Source organism: Kribbella sp. NPDC026611, assembly GCF_040638345.1.
GTDB lineage: Bacteria > Actinomycetota > Actinomycetes > Propionibacteriales > Kribbellaceae > Kribbella.
Genome location: NZ_JBEZYC010000002.1, coordinates 948795 through 974172, shown reverse-complemented (window position 1 = coordinate 974172; position 25378 = coordinate 948795). Strand labels below are relative to the sequence as shown.

24 protein-coding genes are annotated in these 25378 nt (G+C 69.6%); 10 read left to right on the top strand and 14 right to left on the bottom strand.

The window, feature by feature from the left end:
- Positions 1-283: 283 nt before the first annotated feature.
- On the top strand, positions 284-928 hold the full coding sequence (locus AB0E69_RS10655) for a bacterial transcriptional activator domain-containing protein (RefSeq protein WP_360142536.1): 645 nt from the start codon (positions 284-286) through the stop codon (positions 926-928).
- On the opposite strand, the gene AB0E69_RS10650 is transcribed toward AB0E69_RS10655, so the two are convergent.
- The 8 genes from AB0E69_RS10650 to AB0E69_RS10615 form a co-directional block, all read right to left on the bottom strand.
- Complete coding sequence (locus AB0E69_RS10650) at positions 929-1183, bottom strand: hypothetical protein (protein ID WP_360142534.1); 255 nt, start codon at positions 1181-1183, stop codon at positions 929-931.
- A complete protein-coding gene (locus tag AB0E69_RS10645; protein WP_360142532.1) occupies positions 1180-2436 on the bottom strand; it encodes a lanthionine synthetase LanC family protein in 1257 nt (418 codons plus the stop codon). Before AB0E69_RS10645 ends, AB0E69_RS10650 begins: the two co-directional genes overlap by 4 nt.
- Complete coding sequence (locus AB0E69_RS10640; protein ID WP_360142530.1) at positions 2414-3280, bottom strand: T3SS effector HopA1 family protein; 867 nt, start codon at positions 3278-3280, stop codon at positions 2414-2416. Before AB0E69_RS10640 ends, AB0E69_RS10645 begins: the two co-directional genes overlap by 23 nt.
- A complete protein-coding gene (locus AB0E69_RS10635; protein WP_360142528.1) occupies positions 3277-4299 on the bottom strand; it encodes an aminoglycoside phosphotransferase family protein in 1023 nt (340 codons plus the stop codon). The genes AB0E69_RS10640 and AB0E69_RS10635 overlap by 4 nt, the downstream gene beginning before the upstream one ends.
- The gene (locus AB0E69_RS10630) at positions 4296-5996 is read right to left on the bottom strand and encodes a S8 family serine peptidase (RefSeq protein WP_360142526.1); all 1701 of its coding nucleotides are present in this window, start codon (positions 5994-5996) and stop codon (positions 4296-4298) included. The genes AB0E69_RS10635 and AB0E69_RS10630 overlap by 4 nt, the downstream gene beginning before the upstream one ends.
- Before the next feature lie 107 nt (positions 5997-6103).
- Positions 6104-8824, bottom strand: a complete 2721-nt coding sequence (locus tag AB0E69_RS10625) for an AAA family ATPase (RefSeq protein WP_360142524.1) — start codon at positions 8822-8824, stop codon at positions 6104-6106.
- A 37-nt stretch (positions 8825-8861) separates the two neighbouring features.
- The gene (locus AB0E69_RS10620) at positions 8862-9296 is read right to left on the bottom strand and encodes a hypothetical protein (RefSeq protein ID WP_360142522.1); all 435 of its coding nucleotides are present in this window, start codon (positions 9294-9296) and stop codon (positions 8862-8864) included.
- 17 nt (positions 9297-9313) lie between these two features.
- Positions 9314-9961 (bottom strand): HAD family hydrolase, encoded by a 648-nt coding sequence (locus AB0E69_RS10615; protein WP_360142520.1) that lies wholly within the window; start codon positions 9959-9961, stop codon positions 9314-9316.
- Positions 9962-10024: 63 nt separating this feature from the next.
- On the opposite strand from AB0E69_RS10615, the gene AB0E69_RS10610 reads away from it, so the two are divergent.
- The gene (locus AB0E69_RS10610) at positions 10025-11047 is read left to right on the top strand and encodes a DUF4037 domain-containing protein (protein ID WP_360142519.1); all 1023 of its coding nucleotides are present in this window, start codon (positions 10025-10027) and stop codon (positions 11045-11047) included.
- Positions 11044-12066, top strand: a complete 1023-nt coding sequence (locus tag AB0E69_RS10605) for an enolase C-terminal domain-like protein (protein ID WP_360142518.1) — start codon at positions 11044-11046, stop codon at positions 12064-12066. The genes AB0E69_RS10610 and AB0E69_RS10605 overlap by 4 nt, the downstream gene beginning before the upstream one ends.
- Before the next feature lie 28 nt (positions 12067-12094).
- On the opposite strand, the gene AB0E69_RS10600 is transcribed toward AB0E69_RS10605, so the two are convergent.
- From AB0E69_RS10600 to AB0E69_RS10590, 3 genes are all read right to left on the bottom strand, one after another.
- On the bottom strand, positions 12095-13750 hold the full coding sequence (locus AB0E69_RS10600) for an MOSC and FAD-binding oxidoreductase domain-containing protein (RefSeq protein ID WP_360142516.1): 1656 nt from the start codon (positions 13748-13750) through the stop codon (positions 12095-12097).
- Between the two features lie 225 nt (positions 13751-13975).
- Positions 13976-14395: a hypothetical protein gene (locus AB0E69_RS10595; protein WP_360142514.1), complete on the bottom strand. Its 420-nt coding sequence runs from the start codon at positions 14393-14395 to the stop codon at positions 13976-13978.
- Positions 14396-14501: 106 nt separating this feature from the next.
- Complete coding sequence (locus AB0E69_RS10590) at positions 14502-15266, bottom strand: LuxR C-terminal-related transcriptional regulator (RefSeq protein WP_360142512.1); 765 nt, start codon at positions 15264-15266, stop codon at positions 14502-14504.
- 145 nt (positions 15267-15411) lie between these two features.
- Here AB0E69_RS10590 and AB0E69_RS10585 point away from each other — a divergent pair, with 145 nt between their 5' ends.
- The 5 genes from AB0E69_RS10585 to AB0E69_RS10565 all read left to right on the top strand — a co-directional run bounded on the left by AB0E69_RS10585 (position 15412) and on the right by AB0E69_RS10565 (position 20980).
- Positions 15412-16404 carry an acetylxylan esterase gene (locus AB0E69_RS10585; RefSeq protein ID WP_360142510.1) on the top strand — a complete coding sequence of 331 codons (993 nt, stop codon included), beginning with the start codon at positions 15412-15414 and terminating at the stop codon, positions 16402-16404.
- Positions 16405-16498: 94 nt separating this feature from the next.
- Entirely contained in the window at positions 16499-16912 is a 414-nt protein-coding gene (locus tag AB0E69_RS10580) for a glyoxalase superfamily protein (RefSeq protein WP_360142508.1), read from the top strand.
- Positions 16913-16919: 7 nt separating this feature from the next.
- Positions 16920-17861 (top strand): RNA polymerase subunit sigma-70, encoded by a 942-nt coding sequence (locus AB0E69_RS10575; protein WP_360142506.1) that lies wholly within the window; start codon positions 16920-16922, stop codon positions 17859-17861.
- A 9-nt stretch (positions 17862-17870) separates the two neighbouring features.
- Entirely contained in the window at positions 17871-18611 is a 741-nt protein-coding gene (locus tag AB0E69_RS10570; RefSeq protein ID WP_360142504.1) for a beta-phosphoglucomutase family hydrolase, read from the top strand.
- Positions 18611-20980, top strand: coding sequence for a glycoside hydrolase family 65 protein (locus AB0E69_RS10565; RefSeq protein WP_360142502.1), 2370 nt, complete (start codon positions 18611-18613; stop codon positions 20978-20980). Before AB0E69_RS10570 ends, AB0E69_RS10565 begins: the two co-directional genes overlap by 1 nt.
- Before the next feature lie 30 nt (positions 20981-21010).
- Here AB0E69_RS10565 and AB0E69_RS10560 read toward each other — a convergent pair whose 3' ends face one another.
- Positions 21011-21277, bottom strand: coding sequence for a hypothetical protein (locus AB0E69_RS10560; RefSeq protein ID WP_360142500.1), 267 nt, complete (start codon positions 21275-21277; stop codon positions 21011-21013).
- 106 nt (positions 21278-21383) lie between these two features.
- On the bottom strand, positions 21384-22277 hold the full coding sequence (locus tag AB0E69_RS10555; protein WP_360142498.1) for a hypothetical protein: 894 nt from the start codon (positions 22275-22277) through the stop codon (positions 21384-21386).
- Between the two features lie 39 nt (positions 22278-22316).
- Here AB0E69_RS10555 and AB0E69_RS10550 point away from each other — a divergent pair, with 39 nt between their 5' ends.
- Both AB0E69_RS10550 and AB0E69_RS10545 read left to right on the top strand, forming a co-directional pair.
- Entirely contained in the window at positions 22317-23432 is a 1116-nt protein-coding gene (locus tag AB0E69_RS10550; RefSeq protein ID WP_360142496.1) for a crosslink repair DNA glycosylase YcaQ family protein, read from the top strand.
- Positions 23433-23464: 32 nt separating this feature from the next.
- Complete coding sequence (locus tag AB0E69_RS10545) at positions 23465-24853, top strand: ricin-type beta-trefoil lectin domain protein (protein ID WP_360142494.1); 1389 nt, start codon at positions 23465-23467, stop codon at positions 24851-24853.
- Here AB0E69_RS10545 and AB0E69_RS10540 read toward each other — a convergent pair.
- Positions 24846-25319: a YbaK/EbsC family protein gene (locus AB0E69_RS10540; RefSeq protein ID WP_360142492.1), complete on the bottom strand. Its 474-nt coding sequence runs from the start codon at positions 25317-25319 to the stop codon at positions 24846-24848. The two genes, AB0E69_RS10545 and AB0E69_RS10540, sit on opposite strands and share 8 nt — an antisense overlap.
- Positions 25320-25378: the final 59 nt, after the last annotated feature.

The window sequence follows — 25378 nt, the reverse complement described above, 5'->3', positions numbered from 1 at the left end:
CCGGACGACGAAATCACCAATGTTGATGACGCCGTACCCCCCGACTACTGACAGGCTGGCGCGGGCCCCAGGCTACCCACCCGAGGTTCACCCCGGCCGGACCGGCGCTGTGAATCCGGCTCTGATAGTTGCCTTACGCATCTTTCCCGGCCAACGAACCGTTGGGACGGGTTCTTGACACTGTGTGACGGGGGCCAGATCCTGAGGTGGTCGGAGGGGTGCGGCGGCCTTGGGGGGATTTGTGGCGCCGGAGCGGTGTGTGGTGTTGCTGGGGTGTTTCGGGGTGGCTTGTGACGGCGTGCCGGTGGTGCTCAATCCGGTTGAGCAGCGGGTCATTGCGTTCGTTGCGTGGCAGGGGCGGGCGGTCAATCGGACGTTTGTCGCGGCGTCGATCTGGCCCGATATCAGTGAGGTGCGGGCGCACGCGCGGTTGCGGACGGCCTTGTGGCGCTGTCATCGGGCGGCTCGGTTGCTCGACGGGTCGGCGAGTGATCTGTGGCTGGCCGACGGGGTGCGGGTCGACTTCCGCGAGATGGTGCCGCGGGTGCGGCGGTTGTGCGAGGGCGACGGGGCGGATCTCTCGCCCGACGAGCTGTCGCGTGATCTGCTCGACGGTTGGTACGACGACTGGGTGCTGGCGTCTCGCGAGCGATATCGGCAACTGCGGCTGCATGCTCTCGACGTACTCTGCAGGTCCCTCCGGCTCGCCGGACGGTACGCCGCGTCGCTCGAGGCTGCGATGGTCGCCGTTGAGGCCGAGCCGTTGCGCGAATCTGCACATGCGGAGGTCATCGAGCTCCACCTGGCCGAAGGCAATGTCAACGAAGCGGTCCGCCACTACCACCGCTACGCCAAGCTGCTGAACCGCGAGCTCGGCGTCCCGCCGACTGCGGCCCTCACCCGTCTGCTCCCCGCGCTGTCCTGTTGATCAAGCGTCAGGCTGCGCGCGGTCCACTACGTCGGCTTCGGCGTACGTGACGTCGTCGCGCTCCGAGAGTCGGGCCGCTACCTCGGCGGCGTCCGAGGATGTGGGCAGCGACAGGACCACGCGGCCGGACGGCGAGACGCGGACGAGCTCGGAGCCGTCGACCGCTGCGACCAGTTCGGAAGCGATCGCAGCTGCCGTCGCGTGGGGCGCGATCTTCACGATCACCCGGTTCAGCCGGCCGCTCTCGTCAGTCATGCGTCGAGCGTACGTCGATCGTCGGCGCCGAGCACCAGCGGCGAAGGCATCGTCGGGCGCTCGTCCATTGCTTGGGCGAGCCGGAGGAGCGCGGCGCCGGTACCGGCGAGGCCGAGCATCAGGCCGGGTACTTCGGCTCCGGGCTCGACCCCGCAGCGCCAGGCGTGTCCCAGTTCTTGGTGGACCCGACCGGTCGATACCACTGCGGCGGCCGCGGAGAGCCAGGACGGATCGTTCAGCGTGTTCGCTGCCACGATGAACAGCTCGATCAGTCCGGCGGCGCCGTGGCAAAGGGAGAAGTTGGCCGCGTAGCCCCCGGGGACCGACTGCAACAACGCAGCCGTCGCGAGCTCGGCGTGATGGAGCGCGGCGGTCGCGTCCGCCAAGAGCCCGGGCTGCCCGGTCGACTTCCAGGCGGCGAGCCTGGCCAGCCCGATTCCGATGCTGCCGTGGCACCACATATCCGGGTACGTCGGCCGTACGCCGGAGCTCAGCGCCGCGCGGTCGAACTCGCGCAGGTCCGGCCATCCCGCCGTACCGAACCACGCTCGCTCGGCGCGCCACTGCTCGAGCATCGCGTCGACGTACCGCTGGTCTCCGGTCAACCGCGCCAGGTCCGCGCAGGCGAGCAACGGCCCGGACCGCCCATGACCGAGCCCACACCATCGCGGCTCGTTTCCGGCCGGCTCCTCGTCAACCAAGAGCTGCTCACCGAGCCGCACAGCACTCTCCAGCAGCTCGTCGTCCTGCGTGGACAACGCCGCTACAACCAGCCCGGAACGCCCAGCAATCAGCTCGTTCGACAACTCCTGCCGCCCAGCCAGTGCCCCTCGAAGGACGACAAGTGCACGCTTTGCCAGCCCGGTATCGTCCAGCACGCGAGCAGCGTCATAAGCCGCCCAGCCAATCCCAGCCACCCCGGTGAACAGCCCCGGGCTGCCCGTGTTCTCGGCCCAGGTCAGGGCGTGGTGGAGGGCGGCTCGCGCGGTGCGTTCGGTGGTGGGGTTGTTGGTGTGGTGGGCTGCGTGAGCCAGGAACCAGCCGATGCCGGCGGTGCCGCCGTACAGGGCGGCGCCGGTGTCGTGGTGGATCAGGCGGGGTTCGGCGGCGGTGGGCTCGACGTCGTCGCCCAGCCAGAGGCAGCGGTCTTCGTACCAGAGCGCCTGGTGGTTGAGGGCGTCGGCGATCTCCGCAGCCAGGTCGCCTGCCTCGGTCGGGGTGAGTTCGGTTTCAGTTGAGGCAGTAGTAGTCACGGGTCTCACCCGCCTCGAGATAGGGGCGGTCGGGGTTCAGGCCCAGTTGCCGGAAGAGATCGAGCGCGACGGTCGCCGGGTCGGAGCCCGGGTGGAGAGCGGCGGCGAGATGCCGGCAGAGTTCGGCGCCGTAGCTGCTTCCGTCGGCCGCGCCGTCGGCGGCGGCAATGCCGGGCGCGAGGCTTGCGGTCAAGCGCGGGGTCCAGGGCTCGAGAAGTTCGATCAGGTCGGCCAGACAGGGAGCCAGCAGCTGCGCGAGCTCGCGGTGGTAGGCGTCGCGTTCGAGATAGATGACCAGGCTGTCGGGGCGCTGCTGTCCGTCGGTGGCCAGGGCGACCTTCAGCGCGTAGCGGTGGCCGTCGAGAGCCGAGGTGATCCGGGTGACGGCAATCGGTGCCTTGGGCAAGGAAATGTTGACATAGAGACGGGTGAGCGGCAGCTCGCTCCAGTCGCTGCTGCGGCTGATCCAGAAGCCGTCCTCGACACCGGACCGGCGGGCGGTGACGAGCAGGCGGTCGCCCGGTTCGGCGCAGCGGCCGGGGCGGTCGAGGTCGACGTACGAGCCGAGCTCGACCAACCGTTCTGTCTGCCCGTTCGTGGCCTTCACACGGCCGGTGGTGGAGACGAGCGCGGCGGTCCAGCCGGGCTCGAACCGGTCGCCGGCCGCGTGCGCCGCGTCGAGCGCGGCCGCCGCTGAGACCTCCACGGCTGTCGGTGGTCCGGTCTGCGGGCGGGCTGGACGCGGATCGAGGTACCACTCCACGTACAGGCGGGTCGCCATCGCCTCGACCGACTGCTGGCCCGGCACGAAGGCCGACAACGCGGCCAGGTCCTCGGCGATCATGGGCGGACCGACGAGTCGAAGGCCAGCGCCATCGTCAGCGCGAGATGGCGGTCCAGCTCCGCATCGAGCGTTGGATCGCCGCGGCCGGCGAGCTGTACGGCGCGCAGCAACAGCCGCGCCGCGGCCGCGTCGAACACGCGCTCCGCCGGCACCCGCTCCGCGGGGACGGGCGGCGCGGGGGCAGGCGGGGCGGGGGCGGGCCGCGCCGGGGTGGTTTCGGCGTAGGCCTTGAGCAACAGGCGGGCAGGGCCAGTGAGGATGGGGGCGCAGGATTTGGCGTCGGTCGCGGGGGAGAGGCTCAGCAGTTCGGCGATCAATGCGCCGAGGTCCCAGGCAGGGTCACCTTGCGTCGTGCACTCCCAGTCGATGAAAGAGATCTGGCCATCAGGCCCGGCCAGGCAGTTGTCGAACCTCAGGTCGCCATGGATCACCGTGTCGGTCCGCCACAGGTCAGCTTGCTCGGGCAGCCAGTCGACCAGCGGCCCGACTTCGAGACGCGCGAGGAGCCGTGCTACGCCGACGTTCGTCCGGGTGTACGCCGGACGCTCGGGATCGAGCGCGCGATAGATCCACGGCGCGCCGGCCGCGGGCACCTCATCGACGTACGGTCGGCTCGCGCGATGCCAGGTCGCGATCGTCCGGCCGAGGGCCGCGGCCAGCGTGCCGTCGTACCAACCGTTGTCAACGGCAACTTCCGCGACCGTGCGGGTGGCAGCCCGGTAGTCGAGCACCAGGATGTCGTTGTCGATGTGCCGTGGCAACGGAGCCAGAGCGGCCAGCTCCGGATGGCGCGTGGCCAGGCGGTAGATCGCGCGTTCGCGGGCCGGCGATCCCTGGGTGTCGTCGTCGGCGTGGTCCGCCTGCTTGACGACGTACCCGCGTCCGTCGCCGACCTCCACGATCACGACGTCGTGCGATCGACTGGTGTCGACGGCGCGGATGCCGTGGGTGTGGATGTCGGCGGCGGTCACGAGGCCGGTGGCGAGCAAGCTGCGGGTGAGCGGACCAGGCGTCCTCACTCGCCGTCCCCGGCTTGGAACGGACGCATGCTGCCGTCATCGGCTCGGTACACGTACTGCGCGTCGCCGTACCAGCTCTCCGTCTCGGCTCCCTCGGGCGCCTGCCAGACCTGGGCCTGGCCGGCGTCGTCGACGAAGACGAACTGCCGCCCGATCGGCGGGTTCACGATCGGACCCGTCGGGTCGATGTCGATCTCACACCCGGGCACGTTGGACGCGCAGCCGTCGATCAGGCTGACGGGCGGGCAGCGCAGCACGCTGGAGTTGACCGGGCAGAGGATCGGGAGCCGGGAGACCTGGCAACTGACCTTCAGCTTCGTCACCGGCGGCCAGCAGATCACGATCCGGGACTCCGGCTGGCAGAGCACGAGCCGGGACTCCGGCTGGCACTTGATCCTGATCACGGTTTCCAGGTCGCAGAGCTTCGGGATGAACGTCGGCTGGAAGATCGGGCTCACGCACCGCACGGCGGCCGCCGCGTCCACCCGCCCGTTGCCCCAGGCGTTGTCGAACGTCCCGGCGCCGAGCTTCACGGCCGTGTCGATCAGGCACTGCTTGATCGACACGTTCGTCTTCGCGTTGTTCTTGCTCCACATCAGCGCGACCAGCCCGGTCACGAGTGGCGTCGCCATCGACGTACCGCTGAGCAACCCGTAGTTGAGCCCGGCGGTGATCGTCACCGCGTACGTCGGCAGCGTGGAGAGGATCCCGCTGCCGGGCGCGACGACCGTCACCTCGGGGCCGACGTTCGAGAAGCTGGACACGGTGTCGGTGGAGGTCGTCGAGCCGACCGCGATCACGCCAGGCACCGTCGTCGAGTACGCCGCCGGCCAGATCACGGGGCCGCCGTTGTCGTTGCCGGCCGCCGCGCACAGCAGCATGCCGCGGGTGCTCGCGTAGTTGCAGGCGTCGAGCTTGGTCTGGCTCGCCGCGCCGCCGCCGCTGTAGTTGATGACAGCCTTCAGACCGTTGGCGACCGCGTAGTCGGTGATCTCCTCGACCGCGTCGGCGAAGTCCGCGGCACTTCCGTTGCCGGTTACGTCCAAGGTGCGGCAGACGTAGACGCGGGATGCCCAGTTCATGCCGGCGACGCCGTTGGAGTTGTTGCCGAGCGCGGCCGCGATGCCGGCGACGTGCGTACCGTGGCCGTTCAGGTCCCGCGGCGTACCGCCGTCGACGAAGTCGGTGCCGAGCACGAACCGGCCGGTGTCGTTGAGGTCCGGGTGATCCAGGACGTCGGCCGCGGACATCGAGATCCCGCTGTCGACGATGCCGATCACGACGGTCGTCTTACCGGTCTCGAGATCCCAGGCATCCGGCGCGTTGACCTTCGGCAACGCCCACTGCTCGGAGTACCGCGTGTCGTTCGGGACGACCGCGGCGTGGTCGATGACATCTGGCTCGGCGTACAGCACGTCGTCCCGGTTGCTCAGCTCCTGCGCCAGCTGGATGACGTCGGTACCGGGGGAGACGTTCAGCACCACCCGCCCGGTGGTCGTCGGCTCCCGCACCGCCGTCGCCCCGTCGAGCTCCCCGGCAAGACTCTCGGACGCGGCCACCATCTCGCCGTACTCACCGACATCCGCCGGTGCCCGAAACTTCACCACCACCCGATTGGCGAGGTACTGAACCTCTTCGTCCCCCCACCGCCCACTCGCAACCTCGCGCCCCTGCACACCGTCCGGCTGAATCACCACAACAAACCCCTCCCACCCCGAGTCCCCTCCCCCCACCATCCCCAACGCCCCGTCACACCCGCGTCACACCCGAGCTGACCGGAGAGCGGGCGCCGCGGTTTCAGGTGTCAGCGAGGAAGGGCGGTGCGGAGTTGGCGACGGGAGGTGATGCCGAGTTTCGAGAAGGTCTTGCGGAGGTGCCACTCGACGGTGCGGGGGCTGATGAAGAGTTGCTCGGCGATCTCCGGGTTTGTCAGGCCGTCCCGGGCCAGGCCGGCGATCTGGGCCTCCTGTGCGGTGAGGTCGTTGCTCGTTTCCGGTACGCGTTTGCGGACTGTCTCGCCGGTCGCGAGCAGTTCGTGCCGCGCGCGCTCGGCGAACGCCTCGCACCCGATCGCGCTCAGCTGTTCATGAGCGGTTCGCAGCTGTTCGCGCGCGTCCTGCCGGCGCCCCTCCCGGCGCAGCCACTCGCCGTACAGCAGCGCGCCCCGCGCCCGCTCGGTCCGCAGACTGGTCCGACCCAGGTGCTCGAGCGACTCGACGTACGCCGCTTCCTCGCCGGTCAGCAGTGCGCGGGCGCGGGCCTCCAGGCCGCGGCCCCAATCCGTGGGCAGGACGCTGACCCGCTCGGTCAGCCTCGCCAGTGCAGTCTCGACCAGCTTGGTGTCGCCGGTCCGCGACGCCGCCTCGGCGAGCTCGCGCGCGACGAGTGCGCCGTACCCGACGATGTCCTGCTCGAACACCTGCAGCGCGGCGTCCCGCGCCAGCTCGTACCGGCCGAGGCCGTTGTTCAGCACCGTGCTCGCGTACGTCGCGAACGCTGCCGTCCGGCCCTGGCTGTGCGCACCGGACTCGCGGATCATCGCCTCGATCAGCTTGGTCGCCGTCTCTTCGTGACCGCGGTTCGCCGCCAGGATCATCCGGCCGATCCCGAGTTGCCGGTTCCCGGTCGCGGCGGCGATCTGCTCCTCTTCCTCGACTGCGGCGGCGGCCGCGGTGAGGTCGCCGGCGAGGCAGTCCAGGCTGGCCCGGAAGTTCAGCGCGAACTGCAGCTGGACGAGCGCGCCGGTCTTGCGGGCGATCCGGTCCTGCCGGGCCGCGAGTTCGAGCCCGGCCTCGAGGTCCCAGACCTCGATCGCCACGATCCCGGCCGCCCGGTTACCGGCCAGCCAGAGCCAGCTGCCGACGTCCTTGGCGCTGATCTCGGTCTGTCGAGCCTTGTCCAGCGCCTTCACGAGCAGCGGCGCGGCGGCGGCGTACCCGCGGGTGAACCGGACGGCGAGCGCCTGGAGCAGCATGTCGGCCGGTGGGTCCGACGGCTGCGGTGGTGGCGCTGCGGCCGCGGCGTACGCGAGGATCCCCGGCGCGTCCGGCCCGCTGGCCCAGATCGCCGCGGACATCGCCTCGAGGTAGGCGATGCGCGCCCGCTCGGGATCGTGCGGGTCGAGCTTCTGCGCCGCGTCCAGGAGAGTCCGGGCGGCCTCGCGGGCGCGGCCCTGGTCGAAGGCGATCTCGCCACGCAGCCGTTCGGCTTCGGCCTCCTGTACGACGTTCGGCGGCCCGACCGTGACTCCAGCGAGCAGGTCCAGCGCCGAGTCGAGCGCACCCGCACCGCGCTTGGCCGTCGCCGCAGCGAGCAAGCGCCCCGACCGCAAGGCGGGGTCGAGCGTCAGCGCCGCCGACCGCTCGAGGAACGTCCCGGCAGCGAAGAACCCACCCCGCGCCCGAGCGCGCTCCGCAGAGCGCTCCAGCTCGGCGGCCACGCCCTCGTCGGGCCTCGTCGCCGCCTGCGCCCGGTGCCACGCCCGCCGGTCCGGGTCGGTCTCCGGGTCCGTCACCTCCGCGAGCGCTTGATGTACCGCGCACCGATCGTGCGGCGCCGCCATCCGGTACGCTGCCGACCGCACCAGCGGGTGCCGGAACCGGATGTGTTGCCCAAAGCTGATCAGCCCCGACTCGATCGCACTACCCGCTGGGTCCGCGCCCAGCCCGAGGCGCTCCGCGGCCCGCCACAGCAACGTCGGGTCACCCAACGGCTCGGCCGCAGCCGTCAGCAGCAGCAACCGAGTGTCAGCGGGCAGTACTTCGAGCCGCCGGACGAAGCTGTCCTCGATCCGGCCGGCCAGCGTCCCTTCGGGCAGACCGTCCGCGAGCTCGGCCGCGGTCCACGCCCGCGGCAGCTCGAGCAGCGCCAGCGGGTTGCCGCGGGTCTCGGCCACGATCCGGTCCCGGACCCGCGGATCGATCGGGCCAGGCAGCACCGACTCGAGCAGGGCCCGCGCATCGGCATCGCCGAGGCCGCAGACCGCGAGCTCGGTCAGTCCGGCGAACTGGTGCTCGAGGCCGTCGCGGACCGCGAGCACCATCACGATGGACTCGGCTGCGAGCCGCCGGGCGACGAACGCGAGGATCCGGGCAGACATCAGGTCGAGCCACTGCGCGTCGTCGACGACGCACACGACCGGCCGCTTCCCGCCCGCTTCGGCGAACAGGTTGAGGACCGCGAGCCCGATCAGGAACTTGTCCGGAGGCGGCCCACTGACCTGGCCCAACGCCGTACCGAGGGCTTCCTGCTGCGGTGGCGGGAGCCGGTCGAGGTGGTCCAGAAACGGCCGGCAGAGCTGGTGCAGCCCGGCGTACGCGAGCTCCATCTCGGACTCGATACCGGTCGTGCGGGTGATCCGGCAGCCCTGCGCGTTCGCCGCGAGCTCGTCGAGCAGCGCCGACTTGCCGACCCCGGCCTCCCCGCGCACCAGCAGCGCCCGGCTGTTTCCGGACCTCGCTTCGTCAACGAGCGCGCTCAGTACTGCGCTCTCCCGCTCGCGGCCCCGAAGCTCTCCCGTCCCCACGCGCCCAGCCTAGACGGAGCCGTGCCTCGCCCTGGCCTCAGCTCTGGAAGACCTTGCCCGCTATGTGCTCGATGCGCGTCCTGGGGCGGCGGAGGAGCAGGCTGGAGATGGTGAGGACGCTCGTGATGGTGGTGACCAGCATCAGGAGCGTCAGCCGGTTGGTGCGGGCGGTCTGGCAGTCGGCGACGACGGTCTGCTCGAGCTCGGCGCGGTAGCGGTCTGGGTTGTCCTCACCGTCCCGTTTGGCCTGGTCGACGAAGTCCGAGATGTCGTTGACGGAACCCGCGGGCAGGCCGCGGCCGCTGACGTTGCGGCCCATGAAGCCGACCTCGCCGAGCGACACGCACCTGATCTTCAGGTGCTTCTCCTCGTACCGCTGCCCGGTGTACTCGAGGTCGGCCGCGTTGAAGAACAGGTAGAGCATCCAGACGAAGCCGAGCAGGGCGAACACCGCAAGCACTTTGGACTTCACGGGGGCGAGGCGTCCCTTCAGACGTCGAGTAGCCGAAGTGCCTCGGTGACCGAGTCGGTGACCGGGGCACCCGTAGTCTGCAGCGCCTCCCGGGTCATCGCGCCGGTGGACACCAGCACGCAGCGTGTACCGGCCGCCTGCGCAGCGTGCCCGTCGTCGACCACATCTCCGATCAGCACCACCTCCGCCGGGTCCAGGTCCTGTACGGCGAGGTGCCGGATCAGACTGTCCGCCTTCGACCCACCGCCGAGCGCATCGGTCAGCCCGTCGACCCGGGTGAAGTACTGCGTCAGCCCGAACCCGTCGACCGTCGGCGTCAGCCGGGAGTGGTACCACATCGACAGCAACGACTGGGTCCGCCCGCTCTCCGCCACCTCCCGGAGCGCGTCCGGCAGCCCCACGGCGAGACCACAGGTGTGCAGCAGGTCGTCGTACTGCGCGTGGTAGAGCTTGTCGACGCGCTCCCACTCCTCGTCGTCGAGAGTGCGGCCGAGGACCTGTTCGTACGACACGCGCATCGGCCGGGTGTAGACCGCCTGCCACTCGGGCCAGGTCAGCTGTGGGCGTCCGAAGCCGGTCAATACTCGGTTGACCGCGGCCAGCACCGCGTGGTTATCGTCCAGCAGCGTCCCGTTCCAGTCCCACACCACATGCGAAATCGTCACCGGGGCACTCTAAGCGTCCGACCGGGGTGGTGGGGTGGGGGAGGAATCAAAGGAGGTAGGCGGGTGGCTGGTTTCCAGAGTGCGGCCGAGCTGGGCGTGGGCTTCCACGACGAGGTGATCGCGCCGCTGGTGGGCGACATCGGCTACGCGGCAGGGTTGCTCGGGTGGGGTTCGGACGTGCTCGGCTACGACACCGAGCGGTCGACGGACCACGGCTGGGGACCGCGGCTCGCTGTCTTCGTCGACGCGGACCAGGTCGAGCCGGTCCGGAAGCGGGTGGAGCAGGGGCTGCCAGACACCTACCAGGGGTACGCCGTGCGCTTCGGCTGGGACCAGGTGGAGCCGACGCACCACATCTCCGTCTCGACGCTGGGCGACTGGCTACGCGGCCAGTTGGGCTTCGACGCGACGCAGGGGATCGAGCTGGCCGACTGGGCGGTCACTCCGCAGCAGCAGCTCCTCGGTGTGGTCGCCGGACGGGTGTACGCCGACGACGGCCGGCTCGAAGCGGTCCGCAGCGCCTTGGCGTGGTACCCGGACCAGCTGTGGCGGTGGATGCTCGGCTGCCAGTGGGTGCGGATCGCCCAGGAGGAAGCGTTCGTCCAGCGCACCCACGAGGTCGGCGACGAACTCGGCTCTCGGGTAGTGGCTGCCCGACTGGCCCGGGACCTGATGCGGCTCGCGCTGCTCCAGGCCCGGACGTACGCGCCGTACACCAAGTGGCTCGGTACGGCGTTCGCTCGGCTGGACCACCCGGACGGCCTCGACCGGGCGCTCGCGGAGGTGGTTGCTGCCAGCAACTACGTGGAGCGCGAGCGCGCGCTGGTGACGGCGTACGAGCTGGTGGCGCGACGGCACAACGCGCTCGGGATCACTGCCGAGCTCGACCCGCGGCCGAGGCCGTACTTCGACCGGCCCGCGCTCGTGATCGGCGCGGACCGTTTCGCCGACGCGTGCCTGGGGACGGTGACGGACGAGGACGTGCTGAAGTTCGGCCGGATCGGGGCGATCGACCAGTTCGCCGACAGTACCGACGTTCTCAGCAACCCGTCCGCCTACCGCCGACTGATCGGGGTCTACCGGTGACGCTCGCGCAACACGTCATCTCGTCCGTCACCACGACCAAGCTCGGCTACCGGTACCTCCGGGCGATCGGGCACAACTCGTTCCTCGGCGACCACGGCAGCGGCGGCGAGGTCACGGCGTACGTCGTGGAGACCGGTCGTGGGGCAACCGGCTGGGGACTGGCACTGTCCGACGCGGACCCGGGGCCGCTGATCGGGCGGAACCTGGCCGACTTGATCGACCCGGACCGCGGCGTGATCGAGCCCGCCGCTGAGTTCCTCGACTACCCGCTGCACGACCTGGCCGCCCGGATCCTGGACGTCCCGGTCTACGCGATGCTCGGCGCGCACGGGTCGCCTCGCGTCCGGTGCTACAGCGGAGGGATCTACTTCGACGAGCTGGACCAGATCCGGCGGGACCTCGAGCAGGATCACGAGTTCGGCTTCCGCGACTTCAAGGTGAAGATCGGCCGCGGCCACCGCTGGATGCCGACCGCGGCCGGCCTCGCCCAGGACATCGAGGTCACCCGCATGGTCCGCGACCTCTACCCGTCGGCCGGCCTCCTGGTCGACGGCAACGACGGCTTCACCCTGAACGGCCTGCTCGAGTACGTCGACGCCGTCGCGGACTGCGACCTCTACTGGATCGAGGAGCCGTTCGCCGAGCGCCGCCCCGACCTCCAGGCCCTCCACGAGCACCTGGCCACGCTGCAGCACCGCCCCAAGGTCGCCGACGGCGAGTACGAACCCAATGTCGAGCACGTACTGCGTCTCGCCGGAGAGGGACTCATCGACGTCGCCCTGATGGACGTGATCGGCCACGGCCTCACCGCTTGGCGCCGCACGATGCCCCGCCTCGCCGCCGAGGCATCGCCGCACGCGTGGGGCGTCCCGCTCAAGACCCTCTACGCCGCCCACCTCGCCGCCGGCCTCGGCAACATCCCCATCGTCGAAGGCGTCCCCGGCCCCGGCGCCTACACCCTCGAGGACGGGTACATCGTCCTCACCGACCACCCCGGCTTCGGCCTCACGTTGCCGTAGCCAGCGATGACTTCGAGCTTGTCGTGCATCACATGTCCAAGACGAGGTCGGTTGTCGGGCGGGCGCAGCACAGCAGCGTCTCCCCGTCCGGCGGGGGTTCGAGTGGGGTGGGGGAGTAGCTGACCTCTCCAGACAGCAGCGGGGTGACACAGGTCTGGCACACTCCGGTCCGGCAGCTCCAGCGGGTCGCGACGTCGCACGCCTCGGCCAGCTCGAGCAGACTGCCGTCCCGCATGGCAGTGGAGATGCCGCTGCGGGCGAAGGTCACCAAGGGTCCCGTCCCGGCCGGGCCGTCCGGTTGGTGTGGTGTGTGGGCGGTCTGGTTGATCAGGCCGGGGTTGATCGCTGCCAACGCACCGAACAGCTCGGTGTGGACCCGCGTGACGCCGACCTCGGCCAGTGCGGCCTGCATGTCGGTCATGAAGGCCGCCGGTCCGCAGATGTACGCCGTCGCGTCCGTAGGCAGCGCCAGCTCGATCAGCTTGTCCTTGGTCAGCCGGCCGTCGACAGAGCTGTAGTAGATGCGCTCATGAGCGTTGGGCAGCTTCGCCAGCAGGTCGTACGCCTCGGCCGCGAGCGGATGCTCCGACGGTCCACGGGCAGCGTGGATCCACCAGACCTCGCGAGTGGTGCCGGCCAACGCATGAAGCATCGCGAGGACCGGCGTCAGGCCAATGCCGGCCGAGAGCAGGAGGACCGGTCCGTCGCCGTCCTCCAGTAAGAAGTCGCCACGGGGTGCAGCGACGTCGAGGACCGTGCCGGCGGTCAGCTGAGCCATGTAGCCGCTACCGACACCGTGTGGCTCGTGTTTGACGCTGACGCGATAGTCGGGGGAGGACAGCGAGTAGCTGCGCACGGCACCGGGCAACCGGAAGGTCAGGTACTGCCCAGGTCGTGCTGCGGGCAGGTCCTCTCCGTCAGTAGCAGCCAGCCTGATGGAGTACACGTTCGCGCTCTCCGGAACCACCTCGGTCACCCGCAGCGGACGGAAGCCCTCCCATGCCGGCTTGGGTGCATCTGTCGCCGTCAGCAGGTCCCGGAACGACCCCTGCCACCCTGGACTCAGCGCCGGGATCTGTACGGCGACCCGCAGCTTGGCGGTGTCGCGATTCGGCAAGTACAGCAGGGCATCCGTGTCCGCCACGCTGAGCGCACCGGGCCCGGTGGAGACCTTGACGATCGGGTCGCCGGCCCGCACCGGTCCTTCGGTGATCACCCGGCAGTAGAAGCCGGGGCGGTGGTGGCTGACCAGCAGGGCAGGGAGCTCTGGCTCGCCCATCCGTAGGCCGACCCGGTAGCAGGTGACCCGTGGTTGCGTGACCTCCAGCTCGGCCTCGCCGACGCGGTACCGGTCGCCGATGCACACCTCGTCGTCCGGCAGCCCGTCGATGGTCAGGTTCTCGCCGAACTGGCCGTACTCGAGGTCGTCCCGGCCGAACTGCTCCGACCAGTGCCGGTACGAGTCGAGCTGGTAGACCATGACCGCGCGCTGCTCGCCACCGTGGCCGCCCTTGTCGCCCTGTCCGTCGCCGTCCAGGTTCAGCCGCCGGACCATCACCGGTCCGTCGACCGGGTACTTCCAGACACCGGTGAACACAGTCTTGCCGTTCCACTCGACGTTCTTCGGCATCCCGACATTGACGGACAACACAGTGCCGTCTGGGGCATCTGGGGCTTGGCTCATCCGGACAGCTCCTCGACAGTCAGGTCACGGTCGACACCGTGCGAGATCAACACCCTGACCAGGTTCCTGCCGCATCCGCCGCCCGTCCAGCTCCCCACGCGCTCAGCTGCTGTACGGCGAGTGGCTGCGGCGGGAGCGACGCCGTGCGGATGCCCGCGAACACCTCCGCACGGCGCACTCCTGCCGCGCCGACTACCTGCCGGCTATCTGCTGACTACCTGCTTGCTACTTGCGGAAGTTGCGCCAGCCGGTGTTGTCGCACTGGTTCCACAGGATGATCCGGCTGGACGCGTCCGCGGACCACTCGCCCTTGCACAGCCGGCCCTCGAGGAGCTGGTTCTCGTTGAACTGGGTCATCGTGCAGTTCACCCCGCCGGTGCCGGCGCCGGTGTTGTCCCAGCAGCCGTAGGTCGCGCCGCCGCCGTTCGGCCGGAACACGAAGACCATCGAGTGGTCGTCGGCCTCCTGGTCGTTGACGTGGATGACGTTGTTGGTGTCGGTGTAGGTGGCCTGGCCGATCGCGTTGCCGGAGGCGTTGGTCCACTGCCACACCACGGCGGCGCTCGCGCTGGTCGCGCCCACCAGGGCGATGCCCACGACTCCGGCCGTAGTGGCGACCGCTCGGGCGATGGTCTTGTTCGGCATGCTCTGCGTCCTCTCTGGGTGAGCCCGCGGAACCGGGCTGGACGCCAGCCTGCGCGTCGCGCCGAGAGCGGTCGAATGCGTTGCAGGTTCCTGCAAAGCAAGCGTTTCAGGCACTCCGGTCGGCCGACTCGGCGTACCGGAGACCTGCGGCGAACCGGGTCTTCACCTGAAGCGCATCCAGCAGTTTGGCCACCTCGTACCGGACTGTGCGGACGCTGAGCGTCAGCTGGTCCGCGATGTCGTCGTCGGTGCAGCCGTCGCCGAGCAGGGCCGCGATGACGCGCTGGCGTGGCGTCAGACCGCTGCCGTCGTACCGGAGCTCGCTGGCACGGACAGAGCCGCGGCGCACGGCCCGTAGGTACTGGTTGGTCGCGTTGACGGCCTCAGTGCAGTGCAGCACGAGCAGGCTGCGGTGGCCGGACAGCACGGGGCCTTCGACGATCACCCTGCTGCCGTCCATCAGCTTCAGCTGGATCGGCCCGTAGCCCAGGTGGTACGGCATGTCCTCCGCGGCGATCAAGAAGTCGGTCAGCATCGGGTCGCCTTCGCTGGTGTCGAAGAAGCTCGTCATGCGGACCCCTGACGCGACTAGCTCCTGGTTGAACCGGTGGCTGGGCACGTAGTCCGCCAGCGACTGCTGCCTGGTCCAGGTCACCGCCACCAGTTCGCGCGAGCTGGCGCACTGGTCTTCGAGCCAGTCCTTCAGAGCGGTCCGGTCCCGCACCAGGAACACCTCGGCCACGTCGCCGGAGCACGGCTGTCTGGCGACCACCTCGTCGCACACCTTCGCCCGCACCAGCTGGAGACGCAGCGACGCGTCCAGCACCTCCTGCCGGCTTGTGGTCTCCCCGTTCAGCACTGATCGACGCATGCCACCCCCCGCGGCCTCACTGACTACTCAGCTACCTCAGCCACGCATGCTCTCATGTCACCACCCCTTGACGGAACGGAGTGCGTGTCCAGTTTCTGGAGATCGTTTTCCATCCGCGCGCCCGCTGGGCGTAGGTTTCGTGCCCATGGCCATGTTCGACCTTTCCCTGGACCAGCTTCGCGAGTACCGGCCCGACGTGGCCCCGCCCGCCGACCTGGTGGAGTTCTGGCGCCGCTCGATCGAGAAGGCGCGCAGCGGCGACCTGTCCGCGACATTCACCGCGGTCGACAACAAGCTCGCCGTCATCGACACCTATGACGTCACGTTCGCCGGCTTCGGCGGTACGCCGGTCAAGGGCTGGCTGCACGTCCCCGCCGGCGCCACCGGCCCGCTGCCGACCGTCGTGCAGTACTTCGGGTACTCCGGTGGCCGCGGACTGCCGCACGCCACGAACCTGTGGGCCCAGGCCGGCTACGCGCACTTCGTGATGGACACCCGCGGCCAGAGCTACAGCGCCGGCGGCTTCGACAGTACGCCGGACGACACGACGTACGCCGGTCTCAATCACACGCCCGGCTTCATGACCGCCGGCATCACCGACCCGGAGACGTACTACTACCGCCGCGTCTTCATCGACGCCGTCCGCGCCCTCGAGGCCGCGCGGACCTCGCCGTACGTCGACCCGGCCAAGCTCGTCGTCACCGGCGCCAGCCAGGGCGGCGGGATCTCGATCGCCGCGGCCGGCCTCGCGCCGCTGGCCGGGATCGAGCTGCTCGGCTGCGCCCCCGACGTACCGTTCCTGTGCCATTTCGAGCGGGCGGTGCGGATCACCGACGAGGACCCGTACGGCGAGATCACGCGGTACCTGAAGGGTTTCCGGCAGGACGTCGACGCGGCGCTGCGGACGCTGAGCTACTTCGACGGCGTCAACCTCGGCCGGCTGGCCACGGCACCGGCGCTGTTCTCGGTCGCGCTGATGGACGCGATCTGCCCGCCCTCGACGGTGTTCGCGGCCTTCAACTCCTACGGCAGCGCGCAGAAGGCGATCGAGGTCTACCAGTACAACGAGCACGAGGGCGGCGAGACGTATCAGCAGCTCGCCCAGCTGAACTGGGCCGCGGAGATCTTCGGGAAATAGGCATCGCGGGACCGATGAGTTTCTGGCCCGGGCGGCGTTACACGGTCATCGATGTCGGTCAGACTGGACCGACGGGAACCGCGGGAGGCCGCAGATGGACTGGAAACTCGAGCTCGTGATCGTGCCAGTGTCGGACGTCGACCGGGCCAAGAAGTTCTACATCGACCAGCTCGGGTTCGCCGAGGACGTCGACCACCGGGCCGGCGACTCGTTCCGGGTGGTGCAGCTGACGCCGCCCGGTTCGGCCTGCGCGATCACGATCGGCACCGGCCTGACGACCGCGAAGCCGGGCAGCTACCAGGGCCTGCACCTGGTGGTGACCGACATCGAGGCGGCCCGTGCGGAGCTGGTAGAGCGTGGGGTCGAGGTCAGCGAACCGTTCCACTTCGGCGCCCAGGGCAAGCAGGACGGGGTGCACCCGGACCGCTCCGACTACAACACCTTCCTGAGCTTCGCGGACCCGGACGGCAACAGCTGGATGGTCCAGGAGCGCGGGCACCAGCCGTGACGACGCTGTGACGACTCTGGAGGAGGCGGCGTTCGCGGGTGACGAGACCGCGTTCGCCGCCCTCGCCGGGCAGCACCGGCGGGAGCTGCACGTGCACTGCTACCGCATGCTCGCGTCGTACAACGACGCGGAGGATGCGGTCCAGGAGACGCTGCTCCGCGCGTGGAGAGGCCGGGACTCGTACGACGGCCGCACGTACTTCCGCGCGTGGCTCTACAAGATCGCCACCAACATCTGCCTTGACGTGATCCGGCGTCCCGCGCCGCAGGACCTGAGCTGGTTACAGCCGTACCCGGACCAGTTGCTCGACGAGCTGGCGCAGCAGCCCGAGGTGGCAGCGGTGGACCGCGAGACGATCGAGCTCACCTTTCTGATCGCGTTGCAGGCCCTACCGGCCCGGCAGCGAGCCGCACTGATCGCCCGCGACGTACTGGGTTGGTCTGCTGTGGAGACGGCCGGCCTGTTGGAGACGAGCGTGGCTGCAGCGAACAGTGCGCTGCAGCGGGCCCGCGTGACGATGCAGCAGCGGCTGCCGGTACGTCGTACCGACTGGGCGGCGCCGCGGCCGACCGCCGAGGAGCAGGCTGTGCTGGCGCGGTTCATCGACGCGCACCAGCGCTGCGACGCGGCAGCGGCGATCGCGATCGCCGCGGAGGACCTGCGGATCTCGATGCCGCCGGACCGCCTGGCGTTCGACGGGCTGACCGCATGCCTGCCGTTGTTCGAGCGCGGGTTCGGGCCGAACCGGGAGGGCGAGTGGCGGCTGGTGCCGACCGCGGCGAACCGGTTGCCCGCGGCAGCGTCGTACCTGTTGCGTCCGGGAGACACGGTGTGGCGGGCGTTCAAGCTGGACGTCCTGCGGGTCAGCGACGGGCGGATCGCGGAGATCATGACATTCGGCTACTCCCGTTTCCCTGCCTTTGGCCTCCCCGACCGGTTGACGCCCTAGTCTGGGCCCATGCTCGGACTACCTGACGGAATCCAGGCCTGCTTGTTCGACCTGGACGGTGTGCTGACGAACACCGCTGCTGTCCACGCCGCAGCCTGGAAGGAGATGTTCGACGAGTTCCTGCGCGCGTACTCCGAGCAGCACGGCATCCCGTTCCAGCCGTTCGACAAACGGGCGGAGTACGACGCGTACGTCGACGGCAAGCCGCGCCCGGACGGTGTGCGCGACTTCCTCGCGGCCCGCGGCATCACGCTGCCCGACGGGTCGCCCGACGACCCGCCGACGGCGATGACGGTGAATGGCCTCGGCAACCGGAAGAACGACGCCGTGCAGCGGAAGATCCGCACCGAGGGCGTCGAGGTGTTCGAGGGGTCGCGCCGCTACCTGCAGGCCGCCGAGCAGGCCGGGCTGCGGCGCGCGGTGGTGTCCTCCAGCGCGAACACCCGCGAGGTGCTCGACGTCACCGGACTGGCGCAGTACATCGAGCAGATCGTCGACGGCATCACGATCCGGACCGAGGGGCTGAAGGGCAAGCCGGCACCGGACACGTTCCTTGCCGCGGCCAAGGGGTTCGGGGTCGAACCGTCCGCGGCCGTCGTGTACGAGGACGCGCTGGCCGGTGTGTCGGCCGGACGCGCCGGGCAGTTCGGGTATGTGATCGGAGTGGACCGGGTGGGCCAGGCCACCGAACTCGAGGCACACGGCGCCGACGTGGTCGTCCGCGACCTGGCCGACCTGCTGGAGGGCTGATGATCGACCGAGGGCAGCACCCGATCGAACCGTGGCGGCTGCGCGAGACCAGGCTCGCGATGGACAAGCTGGCGCAGTCGGAGTCGCTCTTCGCGTTGTCGAACGGCCACATCGGCCTGCGCGGCAACCTCGACGAGGGCGAGCCGTACGCCATCCCGGGGACGTACCTGAACTCGTTCTACGAGCAGCGCCCGCTGCCGTACGCCGAGGCCGGCTACGGGTACCCGGAGTCCGGGCAGACCCTCGTCGACGTGACCAACGGCAAGCTGATCCGGTTGCTCGTCGACGACTCGCCGTTCGACATCCGCTACGGGTACCTGACCAAGCACGAGCGCTCGCTGGACTTCCGGACCGGCATGCTCGAGCGGCACGTTGACTGGACCTCGCCGGGTGGCAAGCGGATCAAGGTCCGCAGCCGCCGGATGGTGTCGCTGACCCAGCGCGCGGTTGCCGCGATCGAGTACATCGTCGAGCCGGTGGACCAGCCGGCCCGGTTCGTGATCCAGTCCGAGCTGGTCGCCAACGAGGCCCAGCCGAAGCTGTCCGACGATCCGCGGGTGGCCGCAGTACTCGACAACCCGCTCAAGCCGGTCAGCCACGACGGCGGTGAGCACGGGACCGTTCTGATTCACCGGACCACGCGGAGCCAGCAGCTGATGGCTGCGGCGATGTCGCACGAGGTGGACACCTCGGTCCGGTACGCCATCGACCAGGACGTCCGCGAGGACTGGGCGCGGACCACGGTCATCTGCCAGCTGCAGCCCGGCGAGAGTCTCCGCGTGGTGAAGTACCTGGCCTACGGCTGGTCCAGCCTGCGGTCGGAGACGGCTGTCCGGGACCAGGTGGCCGCAGCGCTTGCCAGTGCTCGCTTCTCCGGGTGGGACGGGCTGACCAAGCAGCAGGTCGAGTTCCTCGACGACTTCTGGGACGGCGCCGACATCGAGGTGCAGGGGCACCCAGAACTGCAGCAAGCGGCGCGGTTCGCGCTCTTCCACGTCCTGCAGGCCGGTGCGCGCGCCGAGCGGCGGGCGATCCCGTCGAAGGGCCTGACCGGTGCCGGGTACGACGGCCACACGTTCTGGGACACCGAGGGCTTCGTGCTGCCGGTGCTCACGTACACGATGCCCGGCGCCGCAGCGGATGCGTTGCGCTGGCGGCACTCGACGCTGGGGATGGCCAAGCAACGCGCCGAGGAGCTGGGCTTCAAGGGCGCGGCCTTCCCGTGGCGGACGATCCGCGGCCAGGAGTGCTCCGGCTACTGGCCCGCTGGTACTGCGGCCTTCCACATCAACGCCGACATCGCCGAGGCGGTGATGCGGTACTACCGGGCGACGGCGGACGAGGACTTCCTCGACGAGGTCGGTCTGGAGCTGCTGGTCGAGACCGCCCGGCTCTGGATGTCGCTGGGGCACCACGACCGCGACGGCCGCTGGCACCTGCCCGGTGTGACCGGACCGGACGAGTACAGCGCCGTTGCCGACGACAACGTCTTCACCAACCTGATGGCCGCGCGCAACCTGCGCTCGGCGGCGGAGATCGCGTTGAAGCTGCCCCTCCGGGCCAGGGCGTTGGGCGTCGGCAGCGAGGAGGAGGCGGCGTGGCGGGACGCGGCGGCCGCTGTCTACGTGCCGTACGACAAGGACCTCGGCGTACACCCGCAGTCCGAAGGCTTCACCGGGTATGCGCTGTGGGACTTCGAAGGCTACAAGGACAAGTACCCGTTGCTGCTGCACGCGCCGTACTTCCAGCTGTACCGCACCCAGGTGGTGAAGCAGGCCGACCTGATGCTGGCGACGTACTGGTGCGGTGACGCGTTCACGGCCGAGGAGAAGGCGCGCAACTTCGACTACTACGAGCGGCTGACCGTCCGGGACTCCTCGCTCTCGGCGTGCGTGCAGGCCGTGATGGCTGCGGAGGTCGGTCACCTCGACCTGGCCTACGACTACGCCTACGAGGCCGCGCTGATCGACATGCGGAACCTGCACCACAACACCGGCGACGGGCTGCACATGGCGTCACTCGGTGGTGCTTGGAGCGCGCTGGTCGCCGGCTTCGGCGGGTTGCGGGAGCGCGACGGATTCCTGTGCTTCGACCCAGCACTGCCAATGGGCCTGTCCGGGCTGAGCTTCACGGTCCGGTGGCGCGACGCCCGGCTGAAGGTGGAGATCGATCCGGTGGCGGTCAAGTACACCGTGCACGACGGTGCGGACGCCCGGGTCACCCTCAAGCACGCGGGCGAGGAGATCACGGTCACCACGGACAAGCCGGTGATCCGGACACTGGAGAAGCGCCGGCCCCTCCTGCCGCGGCCGCCGCAGCCGCTCGGGCGCGAGCCGCGGTCGGCGATGGCGATCAACGAGGAGGCGTGACCGGCGCCTCTGGGTCTGCTCCTTGGATTGCTACCGGATCTGCTGCTTCTTGGCGCGGGCGGTGAGCGACTCCGCGGTGCCGACCAGCATCACCGAGGCGATCACGGCGACGATGAAGCCGAGCACGTTGAGCTCGAAGATGCTGCCGGTGCCGAGGAGGTTGGCGATGGTGCCACCGATCACCGACCCGGCCAGGCCGAGCAGCAGCGTGGACAGCAGGCCGAGCCGCTGCCTTCCGGGCGTGAAGAGCCGGGCGAGTGCTCCGATGACGAGTCCGGCGACGATGAAGCCGATCATGGCTGAGTTCCTCCGAGGGGTCGAACGGTAGGACTCCAGTCTCCGGCCGCGGCGGGCCACGGGGGAGTGGAGTTCACCCTGATCCGACCCGGAGCACACCCTGGGGTCAGCTCCGGGCGAGGGCGTCGTACAGCCTGCTGTTGTCCTCGAGCCGGGGCGCGCCCTGGAGCCGGTTGAGAACGGTGCCGCCGAGTTGTTCGGCGTCGCGTTCCTTGCCGCCCAGCAGTGCCTTGTAGCTGCCGCGACAGGCGGACCGGGTGCCGAGAATCTCGGCGTACTGCTCGACGTCCGACATCTCCGGGTGCGTCTTGAGCACGTTGAGGGCGCTCTTGGCGCAGCGGATCAGCGTCGGCCGGATCTTGTCCGGCGCGAACTTCGCGAGCAGTTGGTCGGCGATGCCCTTGGTGACGAAGTACTCCGCACTGGACGGCTTGTCCTGCAGGTAGCGGACGCCGGCGATCTCCTTGAGGTCGTCGGTGAGCGCGCAGACCGCCCACTGCGGTGGCAGCGTGACGGTCTGGGTCACCGGCACGTACCCCGGGATCTCGTGGACCATGGCGAGCCCGCCGCTGTTGTTGACCGCGATCAGCGCGGCCCGCGACGACTGGTCCTTCGGGTTGGCGTACGGCGCCGCGGTCAGCCGGGTGGTGAAATTGGAGTCCGGGATGACGATGACCGTCAGGCTGCCGGTGTTCTTCAGCAGCAGCGACGTACCGCTGGGGTCCGTGCTGACGTCCAGTTGGACGCCGTCCGTCTCCGACTCGGCCGGGAGCTTCTCCGTCGACTGCTTGCAGTCGGTCGCCGCTTTCACGACCCGCGGCGTCTTCGGTACGACGATCGACGGCGTCGGCGCGGTCGGTGCGCTACCCGCCGCGTCCGAATTGGAACAGCCGGCCACCGCCAGCAGAAAAACCGTACAGGGCATGACCACCCGACCACGCACTGACACCACGACCCCCTGACCCCTGAGCTTCCACAGGTCCCCACCCTGCTCAGTCATTCCCAGTTTACTGTCCTTGGCGTGCCATAGCCTCAGTTCATGAGCAATCACCACCAGTTGAGCCGGCGCGACGCGCGGCGGCTCGCTGTGCGGGCGCAGCTGTTGACCAGCGAACGGCCGGCGGATCTGTTCGACGTGGTGCGCGGGCTGAACGTGGTGCAGCTCGACCAGACGGCGTACGTCGCGCCGAACGCCGACCTGGTCATGTGGAGCAGGCTCGGGTCGTCGTACGATCCGGCCGAGCTGGCGGACGCGCTGGCATCGCACCAGATCCTGGAGTTCCGCGGGTTCGCCCGGATGCCAGAGGCGATCGCGCTGTTCCGGGCCGAGATGGACGCCTGGCCGGCGACGACGCCGACCGGGAAGCTGCTGGACTGGCAGGAGTACCACCGCGACTGGCTGCAGGCCAACGAGGGCAGCCGCCTCGAAATCCTCGAAGTGCTGCGGCAGGACGGTCCGCTGCGGATGAAGGAACTGCCGGACAACTGCGTCAAGCCGTGGCGGTCGAGCGGCTGGAACAACTTCCGCAGCCGCCAGCAGATCCTCGAGTTCCTGATGCAGAAGGGCGAGATCGCGGTCGCCGGACGCGAGGGCCGGGAGAAGCTGTGGGACCTCGCGTCCCGGGTCTACCCGGACGATCCGGTCGTGCCGTTCGACGAGGCCGAGCGGCGGCGCGACGAGCGCCGGCTGCAGACGACGGGGATCCTGCGGGCGCGGGGTGCCGAGTGCCCGGGCGAGCCGCTCGATGCCGGGGTCGCCGGGGAGTCGGCCGTGGTCGAGGGCGTGCGCGGCGAGTGGCGAGTCGATCCGTCGCTGCTCGACCAGCCGTTCTCCGGGCGGACGGCGATCCTCTCGCCGCTCGACCGGCTCGTGTACGACCGGAAGCGGATGACCGAGCTCTTCGAGTTCGACTACCAGCTGGAGATGTACAAACCGGCCGCCAAGCGGCGCTGGGGGTACTTCGCGCTGCCGATCCTGCACGGGGACCGGCTGGTCGGGAAGATCGACGCGATGTCGGACCGCAAGGCCGGCATCTTCCGGGTGGACGCGATCCACGAGGACGCGCCGTTCTCGAAGGCGCTGAGCGCCGCGGTCCACCACGAGCTGCGCGACCTGGCCAAGTGGCTGCGGCTGGAGCTCGTGCTGAACTCTTGACGAGCGGACATGTTTACGTAAACATCGCTCGGGTGAGAGCATCCGTCCGCAGTATCGCCGCCGTCCTGCTGTCCCTCTGCACGCTCGCCGCCGCACTCGGCGGGCCGGCCGCGGCCGCTCCGCCGCGGACCAACGACTTCCGGGGCGTGAACTGGGCCGACCCGCGGGACAACTACGCCCACGACGAGGTCGTTCCGTCCGGTCTGAGTACGGCGGACGACTATGCGACGACGTACCGCAAGGCGCGCGGGATCGTCGGCGAGTTCCGCACCGAGCTCAAGGCCAACACGATCCGGCTGCCGATCAACCCGTCCAGCGTCGGTACGGCGTGGTGGACGTCGTACCGGGCGGCGATCGACGCGTCAGTGGCGTCCGGTTTCAAGGTGATCCTCAGCTACTGGGAGGCGGACAACGCCAAGGACGGCCGGGTCGACGATTCGGCCACGTACACGGCGATGTGGGACACCGTGGTCCGTGCGTACGGCCGGAACCCGCAGGTGTACTTCGAGCCGATGAACGAACCGTTCGGCTACTCGCTGACCGAGTGGGTCGGCCTGACCTCGGCGTGGATCGCGCGCCACCACGACCTCCCGCGCGGGCGGATCGTGATCTCCGGGACCGGGTACAACGACAACGTCACCGGTGTCGGTGCCGCACCGGAACTCCGGGGAACCCTGCTCTCGCTGCACTTCTACGGCTTCTGGGCCTCCGACACGACCGAGGCCGCCTGGCTGGCGAACCTGCGGCCGCGGATCGGCTCGTACGGGTGGCGCACGATCATCGACGAGGCCGGCTCCCCGATGACGATCGGGCTGAACTACGGGAACCACGAGGGCAACGTCTACACGGCGTACCTCGGCGCGCTCACCCAGGTCGCCCGGGAGCAACGGATGGGCATCGTCTACTGGCCCGGTCTGCGCACCGGCGACTCGTACTCGATGACCACCCAGGTCGGGCCGGCGGATCTCCAGGTCAACAGCCTGTCCGGCCGCGATCAGCTCTGGTGGGGCTGGGGCCTGCTGGCGCAGGAGCCGGTCAACACCCTGCCGCCCGCGCCGCCTGGCGAGCCGCTGCGTGGGGTCGCGAGCAACCGCTGTGTCGACGTCCCCGGCTTCTCCACCAGCCCTGGTACTGCGCTCGATCTCTGGGACTGCAACAACGGCGGCAACCAGTCCTGGAACTACACGTCGACCCGGCAGCTGACCGTCTACACCGACAAGTGCATGACAGCCGGGACGTCGGCAGTGACGATCGAGTCCTGTACGGGTGTGCCCACGCAGACCTGGCAGCTCAGCGCAGACCAGACCGTCACCACTCCGGACGGCCTGTGCCTCACCGCGGTCGGCACTGGCAACGGTTCCGCCGTCACCGTGGCCGCCTGCGACGGTACCGACAACCAGCGATGGTCGCGGCTCACGTAATCGGCGCGATGCGGGGTTGCGCCAGGCGGTGGTAGTCGGCGCCGGAGATCACTACCGAGCGGTCGAGGCGGGCCGCGTTGAAGTACAGCTCCGGCTCGGCGATCACGGCCGGGTCGGCGATCAGGTCGAGCTCGGGATCGAACGCGAAGGGCAGCACGGTGCCTGGGACGGAGTGCGCGAGGCGCTCGGCGGTGGCGGCGTCCGCGAAGCCGACGTACCGGGCGCCGTACAGCTGCTTGATCGCGGCGAGGTCGACGCGGCGATCGCCGGGGACGACCGCGAGGACGTAGCGAGTGGTGCGCTTGTCGAGCTTGAGCAGCAGGATGATGCACTTCGCCGCCTGGGAGACCGCGTTGCCGCGCAGCGCGCTGACCGTCTCGGTGGTGCCGTCGGGGTCGTGGTCGATCAGCTTGTAGGTGACGCCGGCGGTGTCCAGCAGGTCGATCAGGCGGTCGTAGGTAGCCACGGGTTCAACTGTGGCGTCCTGGGATGTTGAAGCCAAGGGTCAGTTTCTACAGCGAAGTT

Excerpts from the sequence above, each read along its gene's own strand:
- AB0E69_RS10650 (WP_360142534.1), bottom strand. The coding sequence starts at position 1,183 with ATGACTGACGAGAGCGGCCGGCTGAACCGGGTGATCGTGAAGATCGCG.
- AB0E69_RS10640 (WP_360142530.1), bottom strand. The coding sequence starts at position 3,280 with ATGATCGCCGAGGACCTGGCCGCGTTGTCGGCCTTCGTGCCGGGCCAG.
- AB0E69_RS10600 (WP_360142516.1), bottom strand. The coding sequence starts at position 13,750 with ATGAGCCAAGCCCCAGATGCCCCAGACGGCACTGTGTTGTCCGTCAAT.
- AB0E69_RS10595 (WP_360142514.1), bottom strand. The coding sequence starts at position 14,395 with ATGCCGAACAAGACCATCGCCCGAGCGGTCGCCACTACGGCCGGAGTC.
- AB0E69_RS10590 (WP_360142512.1), bottom strand. The coding sequence starts at position 15,266 with ATGCGTCGATCAGTGCTGAACGGGGAGACCACAAGCCGGCAGGAGGTG.
- AB0E69_RS10585 (WP_360142510.1), top strand. The coding sequence starts at position 15,412 with ATGGCCATGTTCGACCTTTCCCTGGACCAGCTTCGCGAGTACCGGCCC.
- AB0E69_RS10580 (WP_360142508.1), top strand. The coding sequence starts at position 16,499 with ATGGACTGGAAACTCGAGCTCGTGATCGTGCCAGTGTCGGACGTCGAC.
- AB0E69_RS10570 (WP_360142504.1), top strand. The coding sequence starts at position 17,871 with ATGCTCGGACTACCTGACGGAATCCAGGCCTGCTTGTTCGACCTGGAC.
- AB0E69_RS10565 (WP_360142502.1), top strand. The coding sequence starts at position 18,611 with ATGATCGACCGAGGGCAGCACCCGATCGAACCGTGGCGGCTGCGCGAG.
- AB0E69_RS10560 (WP_360142500.1), bottom strand. The coding sequence starts at position 21,277 with ATGATCGGCTTCATCGTCGCCGGACTCGTCATCGGAGCACTCGCCCGG.
- AB0E69_RS10555 (WP_360142498.1), bottom strand. The coding sequence starts at position 22,277 with ATGACTGAGCAGGGTGGGGACCTGTGGAAGCTCAGGGGTCAGGGGGTC.
- AB0E69_RS10550 (WP_360142496.1), top strand. The coding sequence starts at position 22,317 with ATGAGCAATCACCACCAGTTGAGCCGGCGCGACGCGCGGCGGCTCGCT.